25 protein-coding genes are annotated in these 26170 nt (G+C 60.2%); 11 read left to right on the top strand and 14 right to left on the bottom strand.

Annotated features, from left to right (window positions below; genetic code table 11):
- Nucleotides 1-11: 11 nt before the first annotated feature.
- The 3 genes from HWX34_RS07305 to HWX34_RS07295 form a co-directional block, all read right to left on the bottom strand.
- Nucleotides 12-1628 (bottom strand): response regulator, encoded by a 1617-nt coding sequence (locus tag HWX34_RS07305; RefSeq protein WP_178971628.1) that lies wholly within the window; start codon nucleotides 1626-1628, stop codon nucleotides 12-14.
- Between the two features lie 62 nt (nucleotides 1629-1690).
- The gene (locus HWX34_RS07300) at nucleotides 1691-2827 is read right to left on the bottom strand and encodes a PilT/PilU family type 4a pilus ATPase (protein WP_131356737.1); all 1137 of its coding nucleotides are present in this window, start codon (nucleotides 2825-2827) and stop codon (nucleotides 1691-1693) included.
- A gap of 37 nt (nucleotides 2828-2864) precedes the next feature.
- Nucleotides 2865-3902, bottom strand: coding sequence for a type IV pilus twitching motility protein PilT (locus tag HWX34_RS07295; protein ID WP_178971627.1), 1038 nt, complete (start codon nucleotides 3900-3902; stop codon nucleotides 2865-2867).
- Nucleotides 3903-4063: 161 nt separating this feature from the next.
- On the opposite strand from HWX34_RS07295, the gene HWX34_RS07290 reads away from it, so the two are divergent.
- The 6 genes from HWX34_RS07290 to aroG all read left to right on the top strand — a co-directional run bounded on the left by HWX34_RS07290 (nucleotide 4064) and on the right by aroG (nucleotide 8444).
- On the top strand, nucleotides 4064-4759 hold the full coding sequence (locus tag HWX34_RS07290; RefSeq protein WP_178971626.1) for a YggS family pyridoxal phosphate-dependent enzyme: 696 nt from the start codon (nucleotides 4064-4066) through the stop codon (nucleotides 4757-4759).
- Nucleotides 4760-4824: 65 nt separating this feature from the next.
- On the top strand, nucleotides 4825-5628 hold the full coding sequence (proC, locus tag HWX34_RS07285) for a pyrroline-5-carboxylate reductase (RefSeq protein ID WP_178971625.1): 804 nt from the start codon (nucleotides 4825-4827) through the stop codon (nucleotides 5626-5628).
- A gap of 6 nt (nucleotides 5629-5634) precedes the next feature.
- A complete protein-coding gene (locus HWX34_RS07280; protein WP_178971624.1) occupies nucleotides 5635-6216 on the top strand; it encodes a YggT family protein in 582 nt (193 codons plus the stop codon).
- 74 nt (nucleotides 6217-6290) lie between these two features.
- Nucleotides 6291-6596 carry a c-type cytochrome gene (locus HWX34_RS07275; RefSeq protein ID WP_045845894.1) on the top strand — a complete coding sequence of 102 codons (306 nt, stop codon included), beginning with the start codon at nucleotides 6291-6293 and terminating at the stop codon, nucleotides 6594-6596.
- A 202-nt stretch (nucleotides 6597-6798) separates the two neighbouring features.
- A complete protein-coding gene (dksA, locus tag HWX34_RS07270; protein WP_045845893.1) occupies nucleotides 6799-7209 on the top strand; it encodes an RNA polymerase-binding protein DksA in 411 nt (136 codons plus the stop codon).
- 158 nt (nucleotides 7210-7367) lie between these two features.
- Nucleotides 7368-8444, top strand: coding sequence for a 3-deoxy-7-phosphoheptulonate synthase AroG (aroG, locus tag HWX34_RS07265; RefSeq protein ID WP_045845892.1), 1077 nt, complete (start codon nucleotides 7368-7370; stop codon nucleotides 8442-8444).
- A 242-nt stretch (nucleotides 8445-8686) separates the two neighbouring features.
- Here aroG and HWX34_RS07260 read toward each other — a convergent pair whose 3' ends face one another.
- A complete protein-coding gene (locus HWX34_RS07260; protein ID WP_178971623.1) occupies nucleotides 8687-9649 on the bottom strand; it encodes a DMT family transporter in 963 nt (320 codons plus the stop codon).
- Between the two features lie 203 nt (nucleotides 9650-9852).
- Between HWX34_RS07260 and HWX34_RS07255 the strand changes: the two genes are divergently transcribed.
- Entirely contained in the window at nucleotides 9853-10794 is a 942-nt protein-coding gene (locus tag HWX34_RS07255; RefSeq protein WP_178971622.1) for a LysR substrate-binding domain-containing protein, read from the top strand.
- Here the strand turns inward: HWX34_RS07255 and mobA are convergent.
- The 9 genes from mobA to tkt all read right to left on the bottom strand — a co-directional run bounded on the left by mobA (nucleotide 10742) and on the right by tkt (nucleotide 18975).
- Complete coding sequence (gene mobA / locus HWX34_RS07250) at nucleotides 10742-11326, bottom strand: molybdenum cofactor guanylyltransferase MobA (protein ID WP_178971621.1); 585 nt, start codon at nucleotides 11324-11326, stop codon at nucleotides 10742-10744. The genes HWX34_RS07255 and mobA overlap by 53 nt on opposite strands.
- Complete coding sequence (gene moaE / locus HWX34_RS07245; protein WP_178971620.1) at nucleotides 11323-11781, bottom strand: molybdopterin synthase catalytic subunit MoaE; 459 nt, start codon at nucleotides 11779-11781, stop codon at nucleotides 11323-11325. The genes mobA and moaE overlap by 4 nt, the downstream gene beginning before the upstream one ends.
- A gap of 1 nt (nucleotide 11782) precedes the next feature.
- Complete coding sequence (gene moaD, locus HWX34_RS07240) at nucleotides 11783-12034, bottom strand: molybdopterin converting factor subunit 1 (RefSeq protein WP_178971619.1); 252 nt, start codon at nucleotides 12032-12034, stop codon at nucleotides 11783-11785.
- Nucleotides 12031-12174, bottom strand: a complete 144-nt coding sequence (locus tag HWX34_RS07235) for a hypothetical protein (RefSeq protein ID WP_178971618.1) — start codon at nucleotides 12172-12174, stop codon at nucleotides 12031-12033. Before HWX34_RS07235 ends, moaD begins: the two co-directional genes overlap by 4 nt.
- A gap of 129 nt (nucleotides 12175-12303) precedes the next feature.
- Nucleotides 12304-13368, bottom strand: a complete 1065-nt coding sequence (gene fba / locus HWX34_RS07230; protein WP_089082501.1) for a class II fructose-bisphosphate aldolase — start codon at nucleotides 13366-13368, stop codon at nucleotides 12304-12306.
- 109 nt (nucleotides 13369-13477) lie between these two features.
- The gene (locus HWX34_RS07225) at nucleotides 13478-14107 is read right to left on the bottom strand and encodes a LysE family translocator (RefSeq protein WP_178971617.1); all 630 of its coding nucleotides are present in this window, start codon (nucleotides 14105-14107) and stop codon (nucleotides 13478-13480) included.
- A gap of 74 nt (nucleotides 14108-14181) precedes the next feature.
- Nucleotides 14182-15357 carry a phosphoglycerate kinase gene (locus tag HWX34_RS07220; RefSeq protein ID WP_178971616.1) on the bottom strand — a complete coding sequence of 392 codons (1176 nt, stop codon included), beginning with the start codon at nucleotides 15355-15357 and terminating at the stop codon, nucleotides 14182-14184.
- A gap of 504 nt (nucleotides 15358-15861) precedes the next feature.
- Complete coding sequence (gene gap, locus HWX34_RS07215; RefSeq protein ID WP_178971615.1) at nucleotides 15862-16875, bottom strand: type I glyceraldehyde-3-phosphate dehydrogenase; 1014 nt, start codon at nucleotides 16873-16875, stop codon at nucleotides 15862-15864.
- 114 nt (nucleotides 16876-16989) lie between these two features.
- A complete protein-coding gene (tkt, locus tag HWX34_RS07210) occupies nucleotides 16990-18975 on the bottom strand; it encodes a transketolase (protein ID WP_178971614.1) in 1986 nt (661 codons plus the stop codon).
- 326 nt (nucleotides 18976-19301) lie between these two features.
- On the opposite strand from tkt, the gene HWX34_RS07205 reads away from it, so the two are divergent.
- Nucleotides 19302-20033 carry a BPSS1780 family membrane protein gene (locus HWX34_RS07205; protein ID WP_178971613.1) on the top strand — a complete coding sequence of 244 codons (732 nt, stop codon included), beginning with the start codon at nucleotides 19302-19304 and terminating at the stop codon, nucleotides 20031-20033.
- 16 nt (nucleotides 20034-20049) lie between these two features.
- Here the strand turns inward: HWX34_RS07205 and HWX34_RS07200 are convergent, their stop codons facing one another.
- Nucleotides 20050-20520 (bottom strand): GNAT family N-acetyltransferase, encoded by a 471-nt coding sequence (locus HWX34_RS07200; protein WP_178971612.1) that lies wholly within the window; start codon nucleotides 20518-20520, stop codon nucleotides 20050-20052.
- Nucleotides 20521-20689: 169 nt separating this feature from the next.
- On the opposite strand from HWX34_RS07200, the gene parC reads away from it, so the two are divergent.
- From parC to HWX34_RS07185, 3 genes are read left to right on the top strand one after another with little or no spacing between them, the layout of a single operon-like run.
- A complete protein-coding gene (parC, locus tag HWX34_RS07195) occupies nucleotides 20690-23020 on the top strand; it encodes a DNA topoisomerase IV subunit A (RefSeq protein ID WP_218645104.1) in 2331 nt (776 codons plus the stop codon).
- Complete coding sequence (locus HWX34_RS07190; protein WP_255496611.1) at nucleotides 23017-24573, top strand: nitrogen regulation protein NR(II); 1557 nt, start codon at nucleotides 23017-23019, stop codon at nucleotides 24571-24573. The genes parC and HWX34_RS07190 overlap by 4 nt, the downstream gene beginning before the upstream one ends.
- Complete coding sequence (locus tag HWX34_RS07185; RefSeq protein ID WP_178971610.1) at nucleotides 24566-25903, top strand: sigma-54 dependent transcriptional regulator; 1338 nt, start codon at nucleotides 24566-24568, stop codon at nucleotides 25901-25903. The genes HWX34_RS07190 and HWX34_RS07185 overlap by 8 nt, the downstream gene beginning before the upstream one ends.
- Nucleotides 25904-26170: the final 267 nt, after the last annotated feature.

Raw genomic sequence — 26170 nt, 5'->3', positions numbered from 1 at the left:
AAGTACCAGCTTCAGCTCCCCGTCCCCTCCTCATCCTGCAAGCGGCTGAGAAAGCCTTGCACCCGTTCGTTGTCCCTGGGCAACCACGCCAGGATTTCATTCAGCATCTGGTCGAATTCGGCCGTCTCCTGATTTTTCTTGCGCAGCTGCTCGCGCACCCGCAGCAAGATGGCACAGGCATTCATGCCGGTACGCTCGTTGTACAGGCGCATGGCCATTTCGTGCAGCATGCGCCCGGCTTCGGCGGCCCGTCCCTCGGTGGTCAGTTCCACCGCGCGGTTACTTTGCTCCTGCAACTGGGCGTATGCCTGTTCGATCAGCTCACTGCAATGCGGATGCTTGCGGGCAATTTCCAGCAAGGTGGACAGCTCGTGCCGACTATAGGCAAAGCGCATGGTGATGGTGCGGGTCCATTCTTCCAGCAAGGCCGGGTCGGTCAGGGTTTCCGGCAGCCGCACCACCGCACCCAGAAAGCGCTGGGCCGCTTCAAAGTGGACAAAGGGCTTGAGCAGGTCGTCCGCTGCCTGTTTGAGCAAGGCCAGCGCCTCTTCTGCACGCTGCTGCACCAGGGCGGTCAGGGCGCGACAGGTGCGCAGGGTGAACTGTGCCTCAGGCCTGTCTGCCAGGCTGGCACTGATTTCGGCTTGTAAGCGGTCAATGAATTGCGTATTGCCGGTTTCCGAGTAGGCTTGCAGCAGGTCAACCAGCACTTCCGGGCCGAAAAAATTGTTGTTGCGGCCGATTTCCACCGCCCTTTGCAAATACTGCGCGCCCTTTTCCGGGTCGCCCGAACGCAGTGCGGCGGTGCCGCAGCTTTTCAGCCGGTGGAAATTGCGCGGGGAAATATTCACGGCTTTCTCCAGCACATCCACCGCCTGGGCATACTGACCTTCGTCGATCAGGTTTTGTGCTAGCAAATCGTAGGCATCGGTGTAGAGCGGGGCATCCTGGATGATTTCCCGCAGCAAGGCGCTGGATTCGCCCTGCATGCCCTGGTCTGCCTGAATGCGGGCCACGCCCATCTTGGCCCAGGGGATGACCTTGCTTTCCAGCAGCTCCTGATAAATATGCAGTGCCTCTCCCTGTCGGCCTTCTGTCACCAGCAGTTCGGCACACAGGCGGTTGGCATCAATGCGGTTGGCTGTCCCCGGTGCAGAGGCCGCCAGTTGCTGCAAGGTGTTGATGGCGGCACTACGGTTGCCCTTTTCCAGCTGCTCATGCGCCGGTGCCAGAAACTGTTTGCGCTTGTGCGCATTGTTCATGCGCGTCAGCAGCAGATTGGAATTGAAGGGCTTGAGGATGTAGTCGTCCGGTGCCATTTCTGCGGCGGCCACCACCCGCTCATACTTGCGCTCGCCGGTGATCATGATCCAGATGGTGGACAAGGGCAGCGTCCCAGTCTTGCGCAGGGCCTCCAGCAATTCCTGACCATCCATGCCATCGCCCAGATTGTAGTCACACAGCACCACATCAAAGCGCCGCCCTTTCAGGCGCGCCCGGCCTTCGGCCGCACTGCTGACCGCATCCGAGCGGGTGATGCCGGCCATGGACAACATGGTGCGCAAGCCTTGGCGGACAGTCAGGGAGTCCTCAATGATGAGGACTGTGGTGTTTTCATCAAAATACATGCAGGCATTTCCGCAAGGCCGGTCCGGTGGCGCACTGCGTGCACAGCCGGCTCAGTCCCGGTTCAGACGATATCCAGATGGTCGATGCCATCCAGCGGATCGCGTCCCTTGGAGCTTTCGCTATACAGTTTGATCTTCAGACGCAGGTCGTTGATGGAGTCTGCATTGCGCAGCGCATCTTCGTAGCTGACATAACCGGCTTCAAACAGGTCGAACAGCGACTGGTCGAAGGTTTGCATGCCCGACTCGCGCGAGCGGCTCATCACCTCTTTCAGCCCGGCCACCTCACCCTTGAAGATCATGTCGGAAACCAGCGGTGTATTGAGCAGGATTTCCACTGCCGCCACCCTGCCACGGCCGGATTTGAGCGGCAGCAGGCGCTGCGAAATGATGGCACGCATGTTCAGCGACATATCCATCAGCACTTGCTGGTGACGCTCTTCCGGGAAGAAGTTCAGAATCCGGTCCAGTGCCTGGTTGGCATTGTTGGCGTGCAGGGTGGCTAGGCACAGGTGGCCGGTTTCGGCAAACTGCAAGGCGTAGCCCATGGTTTCCCGGTCGCGGATTTCCCCCATCAGGATCACGTCCGGTGCCTGACGCAAGGTGTTTTTCAGGGCGATTTCCCAGTCTTCGGTATCCACCCCCACCTCACGCTGTGTCACGATGCACTTTTTGTGCTGATGCACATATTCGATCGGGTCTTCAATGGTGATGATGTGGTCCTGGTTGTGGCTGTTGCGCCAGTCCACCAGTGCCGCCAGCGAGGTGGATTTGCCCGAGCCGGTACCGCCGACAAAAATCACCAGACCACGCTTGATCAGCGAAATATCCTGCAATACCTCAGGCATGTTCAGCTTGTCGAAGGTGGGAATTTCAGTGTTGATCTTGCGCAGCACCATGCCGGCACAGCCCTGCTGGATGAAGGCGCTTACCCGGAAGCGGCCTATGCCCGGCGGGTTAATGGCGAAGTTGGCCTCTTTTTTTGACTCGAATTCTTCAGTCTGCCGGTCATTCATCACCGAACGTACCAGCTCCTTGGTGTGCTGGGCCGACAAAGGCTGCGGTGCCACCGGGGTGATCTTGCCGTCAATTTTCATGGCGGGCGGAAATTCCGCCGAAATGAAGATGTCCGAAGCGTTCTTGCCCACCGCATGCTTGAGCAGATCGTGAATGAATTTTGATGCCTGGTCTTTTTCCATGATGGCCATCCGGTGAGGCTAGCGTGCCTGTTTCAGTTTAGAACGCATCCTTGGACGCTGCTTTCTGGCGTGCCTCGCTGGGGGCAACAATATTGCGTCGAACCAGCTCCTGCAAACACTGGTCCAGGGTTTGCATGCCGTATTGCTGGCCGGTCTGGATCATCGAATTGATCTGCGCAATCTTGTTTTCGCGGATCAGGTTACGGATGGCCGGCGTACCGATCATGATTTCATGCGCAGCAACCCGACCGTTGCCATCCTTGGTCTTGAGCAGGGTTTGCGAAATCACCGCCCGCACCGATTCAGACAACATCGAGCGCACCATTTCCTTTTCACCGGCCGGGAACACATCCACGATACGGTCGATGGTCTTGGCCGCCGAGCTGGTATGCAGGGTGCCGAATACCAGGTGACCGGTTTCGGCCGCAGTCAGCGCCAGCCGGATGGTTTCCAGATCGCGCAATTCACCCACCAGAATCACATCCGGGTCTTCACGCAAGGCCGAACGCAGGGCATTGGAAAAACTGTGGGTCTGCAGGCCTAGCTCGCGCTGGTTGATCAGCGACCTCTTGCTTTCATGCACGAATTCGATCGGGTCTTCCACCGTCAGGATGTGCGAATAATTGTTCTCGTTGACGAAGTCCACCATGGCCGCCAGCGTGGTGGATTTGCCCGAGCCGGTCGGCCCCGTCACCAGCACCAGGCCACGCGGGTAGCTGGAAATATCCTGGAAAATCTTGGGTGCACCTAGTTGTTCCAGTGTCAGCACCTTGGATGGAATCACACGGAATACCGCCCCCATGCCACGGTTCTGCACAAAGGCATTCACCCGGAAACGGGCAATGCCCGGCAGTTCAAAGGAAAAGTCGCATTCGAACTCGTCCTCGAAAATCTTGCGTTGATAGTCATTCATGATGTCGTACACCATATCGTGTACATCATGATGATCCATCGGGGGCAGATTGATACGGCGGACATCGCCGTTGACCCGGATCATCGGAGGCAAACCGGCAGACAGATGCAAGTCGGATGCCTTGTTCTTGACGGTAAAGGCCAAGAGCTCGGAAATTTCCATTTATAATTTCTCCACGATTACCCGGCAGCGGGCATGACGCTAAGGTATTTTTTCCGATTGTAAGCGCAAGCCGTTGCAAAAGCATATGCAGACTGAAACACAGCCCGCATGGCTACCCGATTCGTTGTAGCTGAGGGTTCATCCATGCCACAAGGAGTAATATGAGCGATTCCATCGCACAAGCCATCGCATCGGTCACCGCGCGTATCCGTGCCGCCGAAGCCGCCGCCGGGCGGACCGCCGGCAGTGTACGTTTGCTGGCCGTCAGCAAGACGTTTCCGGCCAGTGCTGTTGTAGACGCCTACGCGGCAGGCCAGCGTGCCTTTGGCGAAAATTATGTGCAGGAACTGCAAACCAAGGCCGCCGAACTGACAGACCTGGATATCGAATGGCACTTCATCGGGCCGCTGCAATCCAATAAGACCCGCATCGTGGCCCAAACCGCGCATTGGGTCCACTCCATTGAGAGGCTGAAAATTGCCCAGCGCCTGTCCGAACAACGCCCAAGCAGCCTGCCGCCGTTGCAGGTCTGCATTCAGGTGAATGTGTCTGGCGAACAGAGCAAGAGCGGCTGTCAGCCGCATGAGGCCAGGGCGCTGGCACGTGCCGTGGCCGCCCTGCCCGGCTTGCAACTGCGTGGCTTGATGTGTATTCCGGAGGCGACCGACAATGCACAGACGCTGTCGGCACAGTTTGCCTTGCTGGCGCGTGTGCAGGATGAATTACAGCAAGACGGTCTGAAATTGGATACAGTATCCATGGGGATGTCCGCTGATATGGCACAAGCCATTGCGGCAGGCAGCACCATGGTTCGTGTCGGCACCGCCATTTTTGGTGCCCGCCACTATCCGCAATGATATTGCACGCGGGCAGCCAGCCTGCCCGGGCAGAATAATAGAGAGATTAAGAGGAAAAACAGGCTATGCAAATTACCTTCATCGGCGGCGGCAATATGGCCACGGCCATCATCGGCGGACTCCACCAGCAAGGCGGCCATCGCATCCACGTGGTGGACCCCAACACCGCAAAGCTGGCAGAACTGGGTCAGAACTTCGGTGTAACAAGTGCAAGCGCGCTGCCCGAGCAACTCTCGGCCGATGACATCGTGCTGCTGGCGGTCAAGCCGCAGCAGCTTAAAGAAGTTTGCCAGGCACTCGCTTCGCGCCTGAATGGCGCCATGGTATTGTCGATTGCTGCCGGCATCCGCTGTGATGCCTTGGCGCGCTGGCTGGGAAGCGAGCGCATCGTGCGCGTCATGCCCAATACCCCGGCCATGGTGGGCAAGGGAGTGTCCGGCCTGTATGCCGGTAGCGGCGTCAGTGCCGCAGACCGGGCCGATGCCGAAACCATCATGCAGGCTGCCGGTATTACGGTATGGCTGGACAAGGAAGAAGGCATCGACGACATTACCTGCGTATCCGGCAGCGGTCCGGCCTATGTGTTCTACTTCATCGAAAGCATGATCGAAGCCGCCGAACAAGCCGGCTTTGCCGCCGACGAAGCCCGCCGGCTGGTACTGGCCACTTTTGACGGTGCGGTAGAGCTGGCCCGACAAAGCCCGCTGCCGGTGGCCACCTTGCGAACCAACGTGATGTCCAAGGGCGGTACCACCGAACGTGCCATCGCCCGTTTCGAGGCCGAAGGCGTCAAGGCGGCCATCATCGCCGGAGCCATGGATTGCCGTGACCGCTCCATCGAAATGGGCCAACAACTCAGTCAGGACTAAAGCTTCATGTTTCTGGAAATCGTGCAATCTCTGATCAAGACCATTACCGACCTGTTTGTGCTGGTCCTGCTGCTGCGCTTTTACCTGCAAGTGGCCCGGGCACCGTTCAAGCACCCGCTATGCCAGTTTGTCATGGCGGCCACCAACTTTGCTGTACTGCCACTACGCAAGTTGGTGCCATCGCTGCGTGGTTACGACAGTGCCACCATGTTGCTGGCCTGGCTGGTGAGCATGGTTTCCAATGTAATCCTCTTGGCGCTCAACCCTCTTTACACGCTGGCAGCACCGGAAACCTGGGTGGCGCTGACTCTGCTGGCGCTACTGAATGTGTTCAAGCAGTCGCTGATCTTGCTGATGGGTGCGGTCATCGTACAGGCGGTGATGAGCTGGGTGAACCCCTATAACTTGCTCAGCCCGATTCTGGATGCGCTGACCCGGCCGTTTCTCAAACCCTTCCGCCGTGCCACGGTGGGAGGGGTCGACCTGTCGCCAATGATTCTCTTCCTGATCATCCAGTTCGTTCTGATGCCGCTGGTGCAGTACCTGGAAATCAGCTTCTTGACGCAACTCAAGGTGCTGATGCAGTAAATATGTTTATTTGTCATGCTCAGTCACATCTGAAAAGATGTGGAGACATTTCCTAAATGATCTGGAGAATCGTGATGAAGAAAATGCTGCTTGCTGCCCTGTTGCTGGGTACTGCTGCCGCTCCTGCCATGGCCAATCTGGCGCTGGCACAAAAGAACAACTGCCTGTCCTGTCACGCAGTGGACCACAAGGTTGTGGGCCCGGCTTACAAGGACGTGGCCAAGAAATACGCTGGCGACAAGGGTGCTGAAGCCAAACTGATCGCCAAGGTGAAAGCAGGTGGTGCTGGTGTATGGGGCCCGGTCCCGATGCCGCCAAACGCCCAGGTTAGCGACGCTGACGTCAAGACCCTGGTGAAATGGGTACTGTCGCAGAAGTAAGTTCTGTGATGATGTAACAAGGCGGCCACGGCCGCCTTTTTCATGTGACAAGCTTGTTACCTGCCGTGATTGGCGCTATACCGAGTGTCAGCAGCAGGTCAAGCCGAAGAAGGGGAATTGTTGCTGCCAGTTGCACAAATCCGATACCGTGGGTAATCTTCTTCGCCTGTCTGCCAACTCTCATGCTGGAAGCACCAAAATTATGGCCAAGCTGACCGAACAAGATATTCTCAACTGGGAAGGCGATGATTACATGAACGCCGACCATCTTGAGTTCTTCAAAGACCGGTTGTTGCAGATGCAGCAGGAGTTGTTGATCAACGCCAATGCCACTGCCAACCACCTGCAAGAGCAGGAAGCGACCCCGGATCCCGCCGACCGGGCCACGCTGGAAGAGGAATATGCGCTGGAACTGCGCACCCGCGACCGCGAACGCAAGCTGCTGCAGAAAATCCAGGCCTCGATCCGTCAGATTGACGATGGTTCCTATGGCTTCTGCGAAGACACTGGCGAACCCATCGGCCTGCGCCGCCTGATGGCGCGTCCGACAGCCACCCTGTCGGTCGAGGCCCAGGAGCGCCGCGAACGCATGAAGCGCCAATACGCAGACTGATCCCCCGCGGTATTCTGCTGCCACAAAGCGTCATCGCCTTGCGATGGCGCTTTTGTTTTTTGCGCAGCCCTGTGACGCGCACAAGGGCTTGTCGGCCTTGGCTGGTACGGGTATCTTGCTGCTATGCAAGGTAAAAACGATATCAGCTAGGGACAAACATGCAACGCCAGACCGACGACGTCAGAATCAGCGAAATCAAGGAATTACTACCTCCGATTGCCCATCTGTACGAACTGCCCATCACCGAAACAGCCTCCGAAGTCATCTACACCACCCGCAAGGACATTGCCGCCCTGCTGCGCGGCGAGGATGATCGCCTGCTGGTGGTGATCGGCCCCTGTTCGATTCACGATACCGATGCCGCCATCGAGTATGCGCGCAAGCTTTCCACGCTGCGCAACAGCCTGGCTGGCGAGCTGGTGGTGGTGATGCGTGTGTACTTTGAAAAACCACGTACCACGGTGGGCTGGAAGGGTCTGATCAACGACCCGCATCTGAACGAGTCCTACGATATCAATACCGGTCTGCGCCTGGCACGTCGCCTGCTGTTGACGCTCAACGACATGGGCATTCCGGCGGCAACCGAATTCCTCGACATGATCACCCCGCAATACTTTGCCGACCTGATCAGCTGGGGTGCCATCGGCGCACGTACCACCGAAAGCCAGGTGCACCGCGAACTGGCTTCCGGCCTGTCCTGCCCGGTGGGTTTCAAGAACGGTACTGACGGCAACCTGAAGATTGCCGTCGATGCCATTCGCTCCGCCAGCGTGTCGCATCACTTCCTGTCGGTGACCAAGACCGGTCACTCCGCCATTGTTTCCACCGGTGGCAACCCGGATTGCCACGTCATCCTGCGTGGCGGAAAGGAGCCCAACTACTCGGCCGAACACGTGCGTGCCGCTGCTGCCGAACTGGCGGCTGTCGGTCTGCCGCAAAAGCTGATGGTGGATTTCAGCCATGCCAACAGCCGCAAGGATTACCGTCGCCAGATGGAAGTGGCCGACGATGTGGCAGGCCAGCTGGCTGCCGGTGACCAGCACATCTTCGGCGTGATGGTGGAAAGCCATCTGGCAGAAGGCCGTCAGGACCTGAAGCCGGGCTGTGAGTTGAAATACGGTCAGAGCATCACCGATGCCTGCATCGGTTGGGATGACACCGAGAAGCTGCTGACCACCCTGGCCGATGCGGTCAAGGCCCGTCGTGCCAAGCTGGGTGCTGCCGGCGGCAAATAAGCTGTCTTGCATCCGACATGAAAAACGCTGCCACTGGCAGCGTTTTTCATGCTGCTAATAAAATGATTTGGTGCGATTGCACTGGACCCGGCAAAGCCGGGCCTTTCGACTAAGATATTGCTTTCGCAGCCTTCCCATCTATTCCCAATCCCCCGCCCTTGCCCTGCCAATTTGAAGAAAGGAGCCTCGCTTTCCTTCCGGAAAGCGAGAGGGGGTTTGTCTCTGTGCGGCACTCGCCGGAATCAACTCCCCTGCCAGGCCGGCATGGCTTGCTCTTCTGCTGGCGTGGTATGCCGCCTTACCGCCCAGGCCACCCCGCCCAGCAGCAACAGCATGGAGGCCAGCTCCAGCGGCCGCGGCCAGCGCTGCAACCAGGCAAAGCCATACAGCAAGGCAAACAGCGTTTCAAAGACGATCAGCTGACCAGACAAAGTGGGTGGCAAACGGCGTGCGGCGGCATACCACAGCGCATTGGCCAGCCACGAGCCGCCCAGCGCACAGCCGGTGGCGGCCACCCAGAACAGCTGCCACTGGGCATGGCTGACTGCCTGGCTAACCATGGGCAGGCCCAGCCAGTTACCCGCCAGCCACAAGCCACCGCCCATGACGCCGGTCACCATGCCCAGCAGACAAGACCATTCATGGCTGTCAAAACAGGGGCGTCGGCGCAGATAGCGCGCATTGCTGGCAGCAAACCAGCTCCAGCTGGCCAGGGCTCCCAGCGCAGCCACTACCCCCAGGATACGGTCTGCCACGCTGGCAGTGGCCGGATGGCTGCCGCCAAAGGTATCGATATTGATGCAGACAATGCCGGCCAGCACCATCAGCAATGGCCAGGCCAGTTGGCGCAGCGACAGCGCACCCTCGTCTTTCAGGCCCAGCAGGGTGATGGTGACCGGCAACACACCGACAATCAGCGAGGCGGGGGCAATGCCTACCAGCTGGATAGCGGCGGCCAGCAAAATGAAATACAGCAGATTGCCCACCAGCGACAGCACCACCAGCATCAACACGTCTGCGGTTTGTAGCTTGGCCCGGATTCGCCCGGCCAGCGGCAGCGCCAGCAGCAGCGAGATGACGCCATACAGCGTGAAGCGCACCGCACTGAGCAGCCATGGACTGAAGGCGGGCATCACCTGCGGCACCATCAGCACCATGCCCCATATTGCACCGGCCAGTCCGGCATAGCTGATTCCGCGTTTCATTTTGCATCTTCCCCGAGCAACTGATGATGGCCCAAGGCTACGTGCTGACAGGACGGGCCGACAAAGGATATCTCGGCATTTACGCATTCCCGTATGGAATGTCTTTTCCTGCATAGTGCTTGTCCGGGTTAATATCCTGTATCAGGTCAGGATGCTGAACGGGAATGTCAGCCGGGTAGTAATCAAGATGAGGACACAAGCAGATGAGCCGCTATCTGAAGAATCTGCCACCGCTGGAAAGCCTGATTCATTTTGAGGCGGTGGTGCGTAATGGCAGTTTCACCAAGGCTGCTACCGAGCTGTGCGTGACGCAAAGCGCGGTGAGCAAGCAGATTCGCGCGCTGGAGGATTGGCTCAAGCTGCCGCTGTTCGAGCGGCTGGTGCGGGGCATTCAGCCCACCCCGGCCGGGCTGGCATTGCAGCGCGAAGTAGGCCCCATGTTGCAGTCGCTGCTGCGCAGTGTGGTGCGGCTGCAGGCCGAGCACAATCGCCATACCCTGACGGTAAATTGCACCCATGCGGTGGCGCAGTTCTGGCTGTTTCCCCGCTTGGTGGCTTTCAGCCAGCAGTACCCGGACATTACCGTGAATATTCATGCCAGCAACAGCATGGATGAGGCCAGCGTGGCCGAATACGATTTCGCCATTTTCTATGGCGATGGTCAGTGGAGCTCGCTGTGTGCCGAGCCATTGTTTCCCGAGGTGGTGTACCCGGTGTACAGCGCGCAGCTGGACTTCCCCACCATCAGCCAGCCAGCGGATCTGGCGCAGCTGCCTCTGATCCAGCTCGACTCATCGGCCTGGAATTGCATCAACTGGCATGACTGGTTTGGCCACTTCGGCCTGGCGTATACCCCGCCGGAGCGGGTGCCGATGTTCAATCAGGTGACGCTGGCCTTCAATGCCGTGTTGCAAAAAATGGGCATCGGACTGGGCTGGGAATTCATGGCACAGGATTTGTTGCAGCAGGGCGTGCTCAAGCGGCTCGGGCCGTTTGCCTTTGTCAGTGGCAAGGTGGATTACCTGGTTCATCCGCGTCATGCCTCACTGAGTGACAATGCGCAGTTGTTCAAGCGCTGGCTGCTGGACAGTGTCAGTCAGCCGGCCACTGCTGTGCCAGTGCTGCCACCGCCTGCAGGGTATTGAGATTGGCAAAGGGCAGCGCGAACGGCACGGTGTCGTGTTGCAGCCCGGCCAGCCAGCCGCGGATGGAGCGATTGCCGCCAGCCAGATAAGCTGTCAGTGCATCTGTCAGTCCCGGCTGCAAGGCCAGCAGGCTGGGGTGCCATTGCACGCTGTCACTGGCGCTGACAACTTGCCGGCCCGGTAGCGCCGCCAGCAGGCGGGTGGCAAAGTCCGCGGGCAGTTGTACCGCATCACAAGGCAGCATCAGCAGTACACTGTCAGGCTCGGCCTGCATGCCCGCCAACAGCCCTGCCAATGGGCCAGGATAACCGGGCAAGGTATCTGGCAACACCGGATAACCGTAAGCGGCGTAGGCATCCAGATGACGGTTGGCGGAGATCAGGACGCGCGCGGGTGGCTGGCTTTGCGCGGCGAGGCTGTGCAAGGTGCGGGCAATCAGCGGCTGACCGGCCAGCTCCACCAGGCCTTTGTCCACTCCGCCCATGCGGCTGGCTTGTCCACCCGCCAGAATCAGTGCCGTATAAGGCGTCATTGCCAGCGCCCGGCGGCGTGCTGGTCGCTGGCCTTGGCTTCCACCCAGTGCACACTGCCATCCTGCTGGATTTCCTTTTTCCAGAATGGCGCTTCGGTCTTGAGAAAATCCATCAGGAATTCCGCCGCGGCAAAGGCATCCTTGCGGTGGCTGCTGGCGGTGACTACCAGCACGATGGCCTCACCCAGCGCCAGTCTGCCCACGCGGTGGATGATGGTGGCTGCTTGTAGCTGCCAGCGCTGCCGGGCCTGTTCGATGATGGCGTACAGGGATTTCTCCGTCATGCCGGGGTAGTGTTCCAGCTCCAGCGCGGCAATGTTCTGACGGTCGCCATAGTCACGCACCAAGCCGCTGAAACTCACCACGGCACCGCAGGCCGGGTTGCCGGACAGGCGGGCAATTTCTGCGCCGCAATCAAACCCTTCATGCTGGATGCGTACCGTGAATGGCTGCATCTCAGCCCCCGGTCACGGGCGGGAAGATGGCGATTTCGTCCCCGTCGCTCAGGGTGGCATCCAGCCGCACCAGTTCCTGGTTGCGCGCCACGCGGAAGGCCTTGCCTGCTGCCAGCTCGCTGCTCCAGTGTCCGCCGCGCTGGCGCAATTCGGTCAGCAGCTCATCCACGCTGGCAGCCTCGGTTTCCAGTTGCTCAGTTGCCATGCCGAAGCTGTCTTTCAGGCGGGCAAAATACAGCATGTCCAGTTTCATGATTTGTCCTTGGCGTGTGGCGTACTGTGCTTGCCATGACCCAGCAGCATGATCCACAGGTGAAAACCCAGGCCCAGCAAGGGGACGATGGCCAGCAGAATGACAAAAAACCATTCTAGGGGGGATAACAGTTCGCTCATTGTTGCAGTGTAAGCAATGGCGTGGCTTGCGCCAATGCTGCTGATGGGGGAGGACCGCATGCGTCAGTGGGTGAATGGGCATGAAAAAGCCCGCTCATGAAGCGGGCTTGCAGAAAGACTGGATGGCGCTTATTTAACGATTTGCGCCAGCTGGCCCTTCAGGTAGAGATTGGCCATGGTGTCCAGGCTCACGGCCTTGATCTTGCTGGCCTGGCCGCAAGCACCAAAGGCTTCGTAGCGGGCAATGCAGATGTCGCGCATGGCATCGGTGGAGGCCTTCAGGTATTTGCGCGGGTCGAATTCCTTCGGGTTCTGCGCCATGAAGCGGCGGATGGCACCGGTGGACGCCAGACGCAGGTCGGTGTCGATGTTCACCTTGCGCACGCCGTGCTTGATGCCTTCCACGATTTCTTCCACCGGTACGCCATAGGTTTCGCCCAGCTCACCGCCGAATTCGTTGATGATCTGCAGCCATTCCTGCGGTACCGAAGAGGAACCGTGCATCACCAGATGGGTGTTGGGGATGCGGGCGTGGATTTCCTTGATGCGGTCGATGCGCAGCACGTCGCCGGTGGGCTTCTTGCTGAACTTGTACGCGCCGTGGCTGGTGCCGATGGCAATGGCCAGGGCGTCCACACCGGTGTCCTTGACGAAGCGGGCGGCTTCTTCCGGGTCGGTCAACAGTTGGCTGTGGTCCAGCACGCCTTCGGCACCCACGCCGTCTTCTTCGCCGGCCATGCCGGTTTCCAGGCTGCCCAGGCAGCCGATTTCACCTTCCACCGACACACCACATGCATGGGAGAAGTTCACCACGGTGCGGGTCACTTCCACGTTGTAGTCGTAGTTGGCCGGGGTCTTGCCGTCGCTTTTGAGCGAGCCGTCCATCATCACGGAAGAGAAGCCCAGCTGGATGGAGCGCTGACATACGTCCGGGCTGGTGCCGTGGTCCTGATGCATCACCACCGGGATATGCGGGAATTCTTCCACGGCGGCCAGAATCATGTGACGCAGGAAGGGCGCACCGGCGTATTTGCGGGCACCGGCGGAAGCCTGCACGATGACCGGTGCGTCGCACTTGTCAGCGGCTTCCATGATGGCGCGCATCTGTTCCAGGTTGTTGACGTTGAAAGCCGGCAGGCCGTAGCTGAATTCGGCTGCATGGTCCAGCAGCTGACGCATGGAAACGAGTGCCATGAAAATCTCCTCAGGTCATGCCGCGGTTGGGCGGCATGGGTTTCAAATCGGGGACTGCCTGCCGTGATACAGCGGCAATCCAATCAGGAATACGGGTAATGCAAACCGCCTAGTGGCGGGAAACACCGGACAACAACAGGCCGGCACCGACAAAGGCCCCGCCGGATACCTGGTTCACCAGCTTCAGGCGCCGGGCGCTGTTGAGCCAGCCTGCCAGGCGGGCTCCGCCACTGGCATAGGCAAACTGCCAGGACGCTTCAATCACGTAAAACGTGGCAGCCAGCACGGCCAGCTGCGGCCCCTGCGGCAGTCGCGCGTCCATGAACTGCGGGAACAGCGCGGTAAAAAAGATGAAAGCCTTGGGGTTGCTCATCGACACCAGAAAGCCGGTGCGGAACATCATCCACGGCGTATGCCGGGCGCTGCTGTCTTCTGTCACTTCCGTGACCGGTTGCGGTATGGCGCGCCAGGTCTTGATACCCAGGTAAATCAGATAGGCTGCGCCAGCGTATTTTACGATAGAAAACAGTTGTTCCGACGCTGCCAGCAAGGCACCCAGGCCGGCGGCCGAGCCCAGCATGATGATGCCCAGGCCGGTCATCAGGCCCAGGCAGGTCACGGCGGTACGGCGCACGCCATGGTGAATGCCGTGGGTCATGGCCAGCAGCATGTTGGGGCCGGGTGTGGCGGAAACAAAAAACACGGTGGTGACAAACAGCAACCAGGTATTCAACGGCATAGCAGTGCTCCGGCAAGGGTGGGGAGAATGGCGCACCGGGCGCGCCATTCACTTGCATGTGGTGATGACTGCGATCAGGCGGCGCGTTCGCTCAGAATGGCCACTGCCGGCAGGGTCTTGCCTTCCAGGAATTCCAGGAAAGCACCGCCACCGGTAGAGATATAGCTGATGTCATCGGTAATGCCGTACTTGGCAATCGCCGCCAGGGTGTCACCACCACCGGCAATCGAGAAGGCCGGCGACTGGGCGATGGCCTGGGCCAGGGTCTTGGTGCCGTTGCCGAACTGGTCGAATTCAAAAACACCAACCGGGCCGTTCCATACCACGGTACCGGCCTTGGCAATGATGCCAGCCAGTTCGGCGGCGGAATCGGGGCCGATGTCCAGAATCATGTCGTCAGCGCCCACTTCGGCCACCGGCTTGGTGGTGGCTGCTGCGGTCTCGGCAAATTCGGTGGCGCACACCACGTCGCTGGGCAGCGGTACATCGCCGCCACGGGCGCGGATCTTGGCAATCACCTTCTTGGCTTCCTCTGCCAGATCAGCCTCGGCCAGCGATTTGCCGATATTCTTGCCTTCGGCCAGCAAGAAGGTGTTGGCAATGCCGCCGCCCACGATCAGCTGGTCCACCTTGTCGGCCAGCGCTTCCAGAATGGTCAGCTTGGTGGACACCTTGGAGCCGGCCACGATGGCTACCAGCGGACGTGCCGGTGCCAGCAGGGCCTTGCCCAGTGCGTCCAGCTCGGCGGCCAGCAGGATGCCGGCGCAGGCGGTGGGAGCAAACTGGGCCACCGCGTGGGTGGAGGCCTCGGCGCGGTGGGCGGTGCCGAAGGCATCGTTGACGAATACGTCGCACAGGCTGGCGTAGGCCTGGCCAAGCTCGGCATTGTTCTTCTTCTCGCCCTTGTTCAGGCGGACGTTTTCCAGCATCACCACTTCACCGGCAGCCACGGTCAGGCCGGCTTGCCAGTCGGCAACCAGGCGTACCGGCTTGCCCAGCAGGGCGGACAGGCGCTCGACCACCGGGGCCAGGCTGTCTTCCGGCTTGGGTTCGCCTTCGGTCGGACGGCCCAGGTGGGTCATCAGGATGACGCCGGCACCGGCGTTCAGGCTGTGTTCGATGGAAGGCAGGCTGGCGCGGATGCGGGTGTCGTCGCCGATCACGCCATTTTTCACCGGCACGTTCATGTCAACACGGATCAGTACACGTTTGCCGGCCAGGTCCAGCTCGGTCAGTTTGTTGAATTTCATCGGTGGCTCGCTTTTATCTGTTGAATGCGATTGGCGACCGCCTTCGTGGGAGAAGGCCGTACAGCCGTATTCGGGCTTGGCGATAGTGTAAGCGCAATGACATATGACTGGCAGCCTTGTCACTACGCGGGCTATCGCTGTAGCTACTGTACCGGGCTGTCTGCATGCGCAACAGACAGCAGATCAAGTAGTGTATTTATTACAGCAGTTGGCTCTTGCACCCTGCGCTGCAGGCTGTTAAGCGCCGCTGACAAAAAACCTGCTGCTGCCTTGCATCGCCTTGTCCCACCCTTGTACTGTGGCTTCGGCGTGCCTTGCCCCAGGGACGCTACGCTATTTTGTCAGCCGCGCTAAGTCGCAGCATTGGCGGGTGTATTTGCCCAGTGGCGGTGCAGCGGGAGCATGGCTCAACCGGCTCACTCGTCCGTGCTGTTTCCGCACGAAAGCAGGCGGACCTGCGTCCTGCCTGCTTTCCTGTACGGCAAGGCCCCGCAAGGCCGGGTCTTACTTGGCTTCGAACATGGCACGAGCGGTTTTCAGCATCTGGTTGCTGAAGCCCCACTCGTTGTCGTACCAGGCCAGTACCTTCACCATATTGCCGCCGGTCACCTTGGTCAGGGTGGCGTCAAAGGTGGAGGCTTCGGTGCTGTGGTTGAAGTCGGAGGAAACCAGCGGCAGGGTGTTGAAGCCCAGCACGCCCTTCATCGGGCCTTCGGCTGCAGCCTGCAGGATTTCGTTGACTTCGTCCTTGGTGGTGTCACGGCCGGACTTGAAGGTCAGGTCAACCAGCGAAACATTGATGGTGGGAACGCGTACGGCGAAGCCATCGAGCTTGCCCTTGAGTTCCGGCAGCACCAGACCCACGGCCTTGGCGGCACCGGTCTTGGTGGGGATCATGTTTTCGGTGGCGGAACGGGCACGGCGCAGGTCCTTGTGACGTACGTCGGTCAGCACCTGGTCGTTGGTAAAGGCGTGGATGGTGGTCATCAGGCCCTTGGTCACGCCAATGGTGTCGTTCAGTGCCTTGGCCACCGGTGCCAGGCAGTTGGTGGTGCAGGACGCGTTGGATACCACGGTCATGGCGCTGGTCAGCACGTTGTGGTTCACGCCGTACACGATGGTGGCGTCAACGTCGTCGCCGCCCGGTGCGGAAATCAGTACCTTCTTGGCACCGGCATCCAGGTGAACCTGGCACTTTTCCTTGCTGGTGAAGGCACCGGTACATTCCAGTACCAGGTCTACATCCAGGGCTTTCCACGGCAGTTCGGCCGGATTGCGGGTGGAGAAGAACGGAATCTTCTCGCCGTTGATCAGCAGGTTTTCTTCATCGTGGGCGATGTCTGCCGGAAAACGACCGTGCACGGTGTCGAACTTGGTCAGGTGGGCGTTGGTGGCCAGATCGCCAGTAGCGTTGACGGCAACAACCTTGAAATCGTTGTGCAGGTTGTATTCGTAAATGGCGCGCAGAACCTGACGGCCAATACGGCCGTAGCCGTTGATCGCGATGCGAATGGTCATACTATTACTCTCCCGGAAAGTCTGGTGCCTCCCCGCGTGAGCGGGTCAGAATGGAGACACCATAAAAATAAGGCCACCCCTGCTTTGTTTTTGGATGGGGTGGCCTGTCTTGATTTACTGGATGATGTTCTTGGTCTTGGCGACGACATTGTCGACGGTGAAGCCGAATTCCTTGAACAGTACGCCTGCCGGTGCGGATTCGCCGAAATGGTCGATACCGACCACATCACCTTCCAGACCGACATACTTGCGCCAGAAGTCCGGCACGCCGGCTTCAATGGCCAGGCGCGGCAGGCCGGCCGGCAGCACGCTTTGCTGCCAGGCCTTGTCCTGTTGGTCGAACACATTGGTGCAAGGCATGGACACCACGCGTACCGCAATGCCTTCGGCAGCCAGGGCTTCCTGTGCCTTCAGCGCCAGTTCGATTTCCGAACCGGTGGCAATCAGCACGGCACGGGCATTATCAGCATCGCGCAGCACGTAGCCGCCACGGGCGATGTCTTTTACCTGCTGCGCATCGCGAGCCACGAAAGGCAGGTTCTGGCGGCTGAGGATCAGGCTGCTCGGGGTGGACTTCTGCTCGATGGCATGCGCCCAGGCCACCGCAGCTTCGGTGGTGTCACACGGACGCCAGGTGTGGTGGTTCGGGATCAGGCGCAGCGTGGCCACTTGTTCCACCGGCTGGTGGGTGGGGCCGTCTTCGCCCAGGCCGATGGAATCGTGGGTAAACACGAACATCGGGTTGATCTTCATCAGCGAAGCCATGCGCAGCGCATTGCGAGCGTATTCGCTGAACATCAGGAAGGTGCCGCCGTAGGGGCGCAGGCCACCGTGCAGCGTCATGCCGTTCATGATGGCGGCCATGCCGAATTCGCGTACGCCATAGCTGATGTAGTTGCCGTTACCCGCCGCGTCGATCCACTTGGAACCAGACCAGTTGGTCAGGTTGGAGCCGGTCAGGTCGGCCGAACCGCCAACGAATTCCGGCAGGCTGGGCGAGAAGGCTTCCAGTGCAATCTGGCTGGCCTTGCGGGTGGCCACGGTCTGGGCGGCGTCGACGATCTTGGCGATGGCGGCGTCGCGGGCTTCGGCCCAGGCAGCCGGCAGGTCGCCCTGCATGCGGCGTTCGAATTCGGCAGCCAGTTCCGGGTAAGCAGCGCGGTAAGCGTCAAACTGCTTGTTCCATTCGATCTCGGCCAGGGCACCCTTGTCGCGGGCGCTCCAGGCGGCGTAGATGTCAGCCGGAATTTCAAACGGGGCATGCGGCCAGTTCAGGGCTTCGCGCGCGGCGGCAATTTCCGCTGCACCCAGCGGTGCGCCATGCACATCATGGGTGCCTTGCTTGTTGGGCGAACCAAAGCCGATGGTGGTCTTGCAGCAGATCAGCGTCGGGCGGTCGCCCTTCTTGGCGGTTTCGATGGCAGTGGCGATTTCCACCGGATCGTGACCGTTGACATTCTTGATGACCTGCCAGCCGTAGGCTTCGAAGCGGGCCGGGGTGTTGTCGGTGAACCAGCCTTCGACATGACCGTCGATGGAGATGCCGTTATCGTCCCAGAAGGCGATCAGCTTGGAGAGGCCCCAGGTGCCGGCCAGCGAGCAGGCTTCGTGGCTGATGCCTTCCATCAGGCAACCATCACCCAGGAATACCCAGGTGTTGTGGTCCACGACGGTATGGCCGTCACGGTTGAACTGGGCGGCCAGCATTTTTTCGGCCAGCGCCATGCCCACCGCATTGGTAATGCCCTGGCCTAGCGGGCCAGTGGTGGTTTCCACACCGGGTGCATAACCGTATTCCGGGTGACCCGGGGTTTTGGAATGCAGCTGACGGAAGTTTTTGAGGTCGTCGATGGACAGATCATAGCCGGTGAGGTGCAGCAGGCTGTAGATGAGCATGGAGCCGTGCCCGTTGGAGAGCACGAAGCGGTCACGATTGGACCAGGAAGGGTTGGCAGGATTGTGCTTCAGGTGATCGCGCCACAGCACTTCAGCGATATCAGCCATGCCCATCGGGGCGCCGGGGTGACCAGATTTTGCCTTTTCCACTGCGTCCATGGAGAGGAAACGAATGGCGTTGGCTAGCTCGGTTCGGGTGACCATTTCAGGAAAACCTCAAAAACAATAAAGGGGGCGGGACAGATGCGGTACGACAGTCAGCCCGCAACCCGTGCATGGCACCGGCATGGATTAACCGCCGCTAAATCATGGGATTATCCCTGATTTTGCCGCATTGCGGCAACCGTCACGGCGCAGCTTGTGCGCTGTTTTCGTGCAATTTCAATGCATTGTTGACAGCATTGCTGCGTGTAACACCACGTGTCCCGCTTGGGGCTGGCAGGCGATGGGCTTGACCAGCCTGCTGCTCTGGTGGACAGTCGGCGCAGGTTTTCGGGTTTTTGCCATCAATCAGCCGCACAGGAGCAAGCATGCAGACTGAATTTCCCGCACGCATCAATGCACGCCAGGTGGGCTATGCACGGGGCTGGCGCTGGATTGTGGAAGCGTTTTATCTGGTACGACAGCAGCCACTCACCTGGATGTTGCTGGCCGGTGGCTATCTGCTCATCCATTTTGCCGTGGCGGCCATCCCGCTACTGGGGGCGCCGCTCACCTTCTTTCTGGCCCCGCTCTTTGCCGGCGGTTTCGTGCTGGCCGCACAGCAGGCCGAACAGGGCCGCGAACTGAAACTGCGGGCACTGTTTGGCGGCTTTGACCGCGCACCGCGCGCCTTGCTCAATGTCGGCATGCTGTATCTGGCCTTGTTGTTGCTGGCCATGATGCTGCTCAGTGCCGCCATGCCCTTATTGGGCCTGCAACTGATTGCAGCGCAGAATGCGCAGGCGCTGCCCAGACTGGAAGGCCCGGTCGGGCTGTTCATGTTGCTCAGCGCTGGGCTGATGTTCCTGCTCAGCCTGTGCTACTGGTTTGCGCCGGCCTTGGTGGTACTGAATGGCCATGGCCCGTGGCAGGCGCTGCGCGACAGTTTCCGCGCTGGCATGGCCAACTGGCAGGCTGTGCTGCTGTGCGCCTTCATGCTGGCCGTGTTGTTGTTTCTGGCTTGCTTGCCGTTGGGGCTGGGCTTGCTGCTGTGGTTTCCGGTGCTGTATGTCACGGCGTACACCGGCTGGAAAGACCTGTTCGCAGCGCAGGCGGCTTGAACAGGCCTGCCCCGGCTCAGTGACTGAGCGCGCCGCGCCGCATGTCCACATGCAGGATGCCGCCATCGTCATAAGGCTGTGACACGGCGACAAAGCCGAAGCGCTCGTACAGCCCCTGGGCGGAGGTCTGGGCCGACAGCATGATGGGGGTGGCAGGCCACAGCTGCAGGCAGTGCGCCACCGCCTCCGCCAGCAATTGCTGGCCCAGGCCCTTGCCGCGAGCCGCCGGTTCCAGCACAACCCGGCCGATGGCGCTGGCATCCGGATACTTCTCGCCCGGTGCAATCAGGCGCGCATAGGCCAGCAATTTGCCGCGACCATCGCGGCCCAGCAGGTGGTGACAGTGCAGGTCCACGCCATCCACATCGCCATAAATGGATTGTTGTTCCAGTACGAATACCCGGTCGCGCAACTGCAGCATTTCATACAGTGCAAGCGGGGAAAAGCCGTCAAATGGGTGGCATTGCCACTGCAACAGGCTGGCCATAGTAGAATTGCCCTCGAAAATGAATGGCGCAGCGCGCCTGTCCTGCTGGCAAGGTGCCGGAAACCGTGGATGGCGTCGCTGCAAATGAACACGTGTAAACCTATCACACAAGCAAGCTCTGCCCATGAACAGTAATGATCTCTTTGACGATGCGCTGCCCGACACCGGCATGCAGCCGCCCGTGACACCGCCCGCCCCGCCGGCAGATGCACAATCGGGTGACTGGATTCCGCTGGACCAGTATGCCGAGCGTGCCTATCTGGAATACGCCATGAGCGTGGTCAAGGGCCGCGCGCTGCCGGAAGTGGCCGACGGCCAGAAGCCGGTGCAGCGCCGCATTCTGTATGCCATGCGCGACATGGGCCTGGTGCATGGGGCCAAGCCAGTCAAGTCGGCCCGTGTGGTGGGGGAAATCCTGGGTAAATACCACCCGCACGGTGACAGTTCGGCTTACGAGGCGCTGGTGCGCATGGCGCAGGACTTCACCCTGCGCTACCCGCTGATCGACGGTCAGGGCAACTTCGGCAGCCGCGATGGCGACGGTGCCGCTGCCATGCGTTATACCGAAGCACGCCTGACGCCGATTGCCGAGCTGCTGCTCGGTGAAATCGACATGGGCACGGTGGATTTCCAGCCCAACTACGACGGGGCATTTGAAGAGCCTGCGCTGCTACCGGCACGCCTGCCCATGGTGCTGCTCAATGGAGCTTCCGGCATTGCCGTCGGCATGGCCACGGAAATCCCGCCACATAACCTGACAGAAGTGGCGCGCGGCTGCCTGGCCTTGCTGGCCAATCCCGAGCTCACCACCCGCCAGCTGATGGACTACATTCCCGGCCCGGACTTCCCCGGCGGTGGTCAGATCATCACCCCGTTCGACGACATTCTGGCGGCGTATGAAGGTGGCCGTGGCAGCGTGCGGGTGCGGGCCAAGTGGGAAGTGGAAAAGCTGGCGCGTGGCCAGTGGCGCGTCATCGTGTCCGAACTGCCGCCCGGTTCTTCCGCGCAGAAGGTGCTGGCCGAGATTGAAGAAGCCACCAATCCCAAGCTCAAGACCGGCAAGAAGGCGCTGACGCAGGAACAACAAAACCTCAAGAGCCTGATGCTGTCGCTGCTGGACCGCGTGCGCGACGAATCGGACAGCCAGAACCCGGTGCGGCTGGTGTTCGAACCCAAGTCCAGCCGGCAAGACCCGGATGAGTTCATCAACATCCTGCTGGCGCAAACCAGTCTGGAAGGCAATACCTCGATGAATCTGGTGATGATCGGCCTGGATGGTCGCCCGGCGCAGAAGGGCCTCAAGGCCATTCTGAGCGAGTGGATTGCCTTCCGCCGCAGCACCGTCACCCGCCGCCTCAAGCACCGCCTGGGCCAGGTGGAAAAGCGCATCCATATCCTGGAAGGCCGCATGATTGCCTTCATCCATATCGATGAAGTCATCCGCGTCATCCGCGAATCGGACGAGCCCAAGCCCGACCTGATGAAAGCCTTCGGGCTGTCCGAAGCGCAGGCCGAAGACATTCTGGAAATCCGCCTGCGCCAATTGGCACGGCTGGAAGGCTTCAAGCTGGAGAAAGAACTGTCCGAACTGCGCGAAGAGCGCGAAGGCCTGCGCCATGTGCTGGATACGCCGGACGCCCTCACCCGCCTGATCCGCGACGAAATCATGGCCGACACTGCCAAGTACGGCGACAAGCGGCGCAGTGAAATCAAGGCAGCCGAACGTGCCGTGCTGACCCAGACCATCGCCGACGAGCCGGTCACCATCATCCTGTCGCAAAAAGGCTGGATCCGCGCCCGCGTCGGCCACAATGTCGACCTGTCCGCCCTGGCCTTCAAGGATGGCGATGGCCTGCACACCGTGGTGGAAACCCGCACCGTGTGGTCGGTCATCGTGCTGGACAACAAGGGCCGCGCCTACACCATCGACCCGGCAGATGTGCCCACCGGGCGTGGCGACGGCGTGCCGGTGGCCTCGCTGGTGGATTTGCAGGACGGTGCCAAACCGGCACAAATGATTTCCGGCAAGGACGATGCCCGCTTCGTGGTGGCCGGTTCCGGTGGTTATGGCTTTGTGGCCAGGCTGTCCGACATGGCCGGCCGGGTCAAGGCGGGCAAGGCTTTCATCACACTGGACGATGGTGAAAGCGTCATCACCCCGGTGGCGGTGGCCGCCAATGCTGACCTGACCGCCCTGCGCCTGGTGGCTGCGGCAGACAATGGCCGTCTGCTGGCCTTCCCAGCGGGCGAGCTGAAGGAAATGGCCAAGGGCCGTGGCCTGATGCTGATGGGGCTGGACACCGGTGAGTCGCTCACCGCCATTGGTCTGGTCAAGGGCGACAAGGCCGTGCTGGCCACGGTTTCCGTGCGTGGCAAGGTGGCCGACGAAAAACTGGCCCTGGCCGAGTTCGATGCCAAGCGTGGCAAGAAGGGCAAGCTGATGCCGAAGAAGTGGACGGTATCTGCCATTGGCGATATGCCCACGGCTGACACACCATGATGTCGCAACGCTCGCTGCCGCTGAGTCCGCGCAAGGCCCTGGCCTTCGTCAACGGCTTTCGCGCCATCATGCTGCTGGTGTTGCTGTTCATGTCGATGCTGCAAGGCAGCGAAGGACAGCGGCTGGTCGACGGCGGCGGGCATTTCAATGTCTGGGCCGTGGTGTACGGCTGCCTGATAGCCAGCTGGTTTGCCCTGCGCGATGGCAAGCTTGCCCATACCCTGCAGCTATCGCTGGCGATTGTGGCCGACATCCTGATGATTGTCTGGCTGATGGGCATGAATGGCGGGGTGAAAAGCGGCTATGGCATGCTGCTGCTGCCCTATCTCGCCGTCGCCGGGCTGCTGTCCTCTGGCCGCTTTGCGCTGTTTTACGCCTCCATCGCCACCGCCAGCCTGTTCGGTTATGTCGGTTACGAACATGTCCGCAGCCACATGCTGTTTGGCAGCACCGCCGATTTGTTCCAGACCGGTTTGCTGTCACTGGCCGGTTTTGTCACCTCGGTGGTGACCTACCAGCTGGCGCGGGTGGCGCGCGAGTCTGAAGAGCTGGCTTCACGTCGCGGCGGTGAAATTGCCAACCTCAACCGACTGAACGAACTGGTGCTGCAAAGCCAGCGTGATGCGGTCATCGTGCTGGATGAAACCGGCACCGTGCGCCAATTCAATGCCCAGGCCGTGCGTTACTTCCCCAATATGCAACGCGGCATTTTATTACCGGAACTGTCACCCATCGTCGAGCGCTGGCGCATCAACAACCACTCCCCGATGCCGGTATTTGTCGAGCGCAATGTGCGTGGCCGACAACTGGGCGGGCGTATGGTACCCATTCTGGCTGGTGATTTGCGCGGCGTGGTGATGTTCCTGCGTGATATGGCCGATATGGCCGAAGAAGCCAAACGCATCAAGCTGGCGGCGCTGGGTCGGCTTACCGCCAACATCGCGCATGAAATCCGCAACCCGCTGGCCGCCATCTCCCATGCGGGCGATCTGCTGGCCGAAGGCGCGGAAGACCCGGCTACCCAGCGGCTGACCCGCATCGTGCGTGACAACGCCAAACGTATCAACGGCCTGGTGGAAGAAGTGCTGATGCTGGGACGACGCGACCGGGTCAAAACCGAAACCATCAGGCTGTCGCAGTTTCTGGCTGATTTTCTGGATCAGTTCGGCATGGCCCAGCCTGATGCCGCCGGACGCATCCTCACCATCTTCCACAGCACCGACAGCATCTATTTTGATCGCGGCCATCTGGGGCAGATCCTGTCCAACCTGGTGGGCAATGCCTGGCGGCACTCCTCGCGGGTGCATGGTGCGGTATGCATTGAAATCAACCATATCGAAACCCAGGTACTCATCCGCGTGATGGACGACGGCCCGGGCATGAGCGAAGACGCGCAGTTACACCTGTTCGAACCCTTTTTCACTACCGAAAGCACCGGCACCGGGCTGGGACTCTATATTGCCCGGGAACTGGCCGAGGCCAACGACGCACGCCTCGACTACATCCCGCCCGGCGGTGTTTTCTGTCTGAGCTGTCATCTAGCCTATGAATAATCTCCCCCTGCGCGTGCTGGTCGTGGACGACGAACCGGACATCCGCGAATTGCTGGAACTCACCCTGATCAAGATGGGCCTGGATGTCATCACCGCCGGCAATGTCAGCGACGCCAAAGCGCGCCTGCAACGCGAACCCTTCAATCTGGTGCTCACCGACATGCGCATGCCCGATGGTGAAGGCATTGAAGTGGTCGAGTTCATTGCCGAACAAGGTCTGGACATCCCCAGCGCCATCATCACGGCCTACGGCAGCACCGAAAACGCAGTCAAGGCCATGAAAGCCGGGGCGTTTGATTACCTGTCCAAACCCATCAGCCTGGCCCAGTTACGCACCCTGGTGAAATCGGTACTGAAAGTGGATGGCAATGGCAAATCCAGCAGTATCGAACGGCTGGTCGGCGACTCGCCAGCCATGCTGGACGTCCGCCGCATGGTGGACAAGCTGGCGCGCAGCCAGGCCGCTGTCTATATCAGTGGTGAATCCGGCACCGGTAAAGAGCAAGCTGCTCGTCTGATTCATGAACAAAGCGGACGCGCCGAACGCCCCTTCGTTCCGGTCAATTGCGGTGCCATTCCGGAAAACCTGATGGAAAGCGAATTCTTCGGCTATCGCAAAGGTGCCTTCACCGGAGCCGACAGCGAGCGCGACGGATTCTTCCAGCAAGCGGCCGGCGGTACCCTGTTTCTGGACGAAGTCGCCGACCTGCCGCTGGCCATGCAAGTCAAACTGCTGCGCGCCATTCAGGAAAAGAAGGTGCGCAAACTGGGTAGCCCGCAAGAAGACCCGGTCGATGTGCGCATCATCTGCGCCACCCACAAGGACCTGGCAGCGCTGGTCGACGCGGGCCAGTTCCGGCAAGACCTTTACTACCGGCTCAATGTCCTGCCGTTGCGCATGCCACCCCTGCGCGAACTGCGCGACGACATTCCCCGCTTCATCGGCGCCCTGCTCGACCGCTTCGCCACAGCAGACAGCCGACCACGTCTCACGCCGGATGCGGTCAAGGCCATGCTGGCTTACAACTACCCGGGCAACTTCCGCGAACTGGAAAACATCCTCGAGCGCGCAGTAGCACTGGCGGGGGACGACAAGGTCGATGTCGCCGACCTGCAACTCACCCTCAGCCAACCACTGCAGGAACAGGATGAAGTCATCCCTGGCTATGCCGGCAGTGAACCGCTGCAAGACTTTCTGGACCGGGTGGAACGGGAAGCCATCCTCAAAGCACTGGATGCCACCCGTTTCAACCGCACCCAGGCGGCCAAGCTGCTCGGCCTCACCTTCCGCTCCATGCGCTACCGGATGGACCGGCTCGGCATCAAATAAGAGCCCAGCCGTCCGCCATCTATATATAGTTAGCGCCAATATCAGCATCCCGTTTGCAAAAAGCCCGGCGTCAGCCGGGCTTTTTGCTGTTGGTGGCAGTGCAGTGGCCGACTTTTTGCGTCAGTCCGGCTGGTTTTCAGTGCCCGGTATAGTCGCCACTCCGCCTGCCTCAGTGCACTTGCAGCAAAACAGTCATGAAACCCGCATTTCATAAAGTATTACCGTTCAGTGACTTAGCAGCTGGTTGGCCGGGTTATTAGCAAAATC

It is taken from the genome of Aquitalea sp. LB_tupeE, assembly GCF_013391415.1.
In the GTDB taxonomy this organism is placed as follows: Bacteria; Pseudomonadota; Gammaproteobacteria; order Burkholderiales; family Chromobacteriaceae; genus Aquitalea.
This window is presented reverse-complemented; position numbering and strand designations above follow the sequence as displayed.

Bases quoted from the DNA above. Each gene is read 5' to 3' on its own strand.
- HWX34_RS07305 (WP_178971628.1), bottom strand. From the start codon at position 1,628: ATGTATTTTGATGAAAACACCACAGTCCTCATCATTGAGGACTCCCTG.
- HWX34_RS07300 (WP_131356737.1), bottom strand. From the start codon at position 2,827: ATGGAAAAAGACCAGGCATCAAAATTCATTCACGATCTGCTCAAGCAT.
- HWX34_RS07295 (WP_178971627.1), bottom strand. From the start codon at position 3,902: ATGGAAATTTCCGAGCTCTTGGCCTTTACCGTCAAGAACAAGGCATCC.
- HWX34_RS07290 (WP_178971626.1), top strand. From the start codon at position 4,064: ATGAGCGATTCCATCGCACAAGCCATCGCATCGGTCACCGCGCGTATC.
- proC (WP_178971625.1), top strand. From the start codon at position 4,825: ATGCAAATTACCTTCATCGGCGGCGGCAATATGGCCACGGCCATCATC.
- HWX34_RS07280 (WP_178971624.1), top strand. From the start codon at position 5,635: ATGTTTCTGGAAATCGTGCAATCTCTGATCAAGACCATTACCGACCTG.
- HWX34_RS07275 (WP_045845894.1), top strand. From the start codon at position 6,291: ATGAAGAAAATGCTGCTTGCTGCCCTGTTGCTGGGTACTGCTGCCGCT.
- dksA (WP_045845893.1), top strand. From the start codon at position 6,799: ATGGCCAAGCTGACCGAACAAGATATTCTCAACTGGGAAGGCGATGAT.
- aroG (WP_045845892.1), top strand. From the start codon at position 7,368: ATGCAACGCCAGACCGACGACGTCAGAATCAGCGAAATCAAGGAATTA.
- HWX34_RS07260 (WP_178971623.1), bottom strand. From the start codon at position 9,649: ATGAAACGCGGAATCAGCTATGCCGGACTGGCCGGTGCAATATGGGGC.
- HWX34_RS07255 (WP_178971622.1), top strand. From the start codon at position 9,853: ATGAGCCGCTATCTGAAGAATCTGCCACCGCTGGAAAGCCTGATTCAT.
- mobA (WP_178971621.1), bottom strand. From the start codon at position 11,326: ATGACGCCTTATACGGCACTGATTCTGGCGGGTGGACAAGCCAGCCGC.
- moaE (WP_178971620.1), bottom strand. From the start codon at position 11,781: ATGCAGCCATTCACGGTACGCATCCAGCATGAAGGGTTTGATTGCGGC.
- moaD (WP_178971619.1), bottom strand. From the start codon at position 12,034: ATGAAACTGGACATGCTGTATTTTGCCCGCCTGAAAGACAGCTTCGGC.
- HWX34_RS07235 (WP_178971618.1), bottom strand. From the start codon at position 12,174: ATGAGCGAACTGTTATCCCCCCTAGAATGGTTTTTTGTCATTCTGCTG.
- fba (WP_089082501.1), bottom strand. From the start codon at position 13,368: ATGGCACTCGTTTCCATGCGTCAGCTGCTGGACCATGCAGCCGAATTC.
- HWX34_RS07225 (WP_178971617.1), bottom strand. From the start codon at position 14,107: ATGCCGTTGAATACCTGGTTGCTGTTTGTCACCACCGTGTTTTTTGTT.
- HWX34_RS07220 (WP_178971616.1), bottom strand. From the start codon at position 15,357: ATGAAATTCAACAAACTGACCGAGCTGGACCTGGCCGGCAAACGTGTA.
- gap (WP_178971615.1), bottom strand. From the start codon at position 16,875: ATGACCATTCGCATCGCGATCAACGGCTACGGCCGTATTGGCCGTCAG.
- tkt (WP_178971614.1), bottom strand. From the start codon at position 18,975: ATGGTCACCCGAACCGAGCTAGCCAACGCCATTCGTTTCCTCTCCATG.
- HWX34_RS07205 (WP_178971613.1), top strand. From the start codon at position 19,302: ATGCAGACTGAATTTCCCGCACGCATCAATGCACGCCAGGTGGGCTAT.
- HWX34_RS07200 (WP_178971612.1), bottom strand. From the start codon at position 20,520: ATGGCCAGCCTGTTGCAGTGGCAATGCCACCCATTTGACGGCTTTTCC.
- parC (WP_218645104.1), top strand. From the start codon at position 20,690: ATGCAGCCGCCCGTGACACCGCCCGCCCCGCCGGCAGATGCACAATCG.
- HWX34_RS07190 (WP_255496611.1), top strand. From the start codon at position 23,017: ATGATGTCGCAACGCTCGCTGCCGCTGAGTCCGCGCAAGGCCCTGGCC.
- HWX34_RS07185 (WP_178971610.1), top strand. From the start codon at position 24,566: ATGAATAATCTCCCCCTGCGCGTGCTGGTCGTGGACGACGAACCGGAC.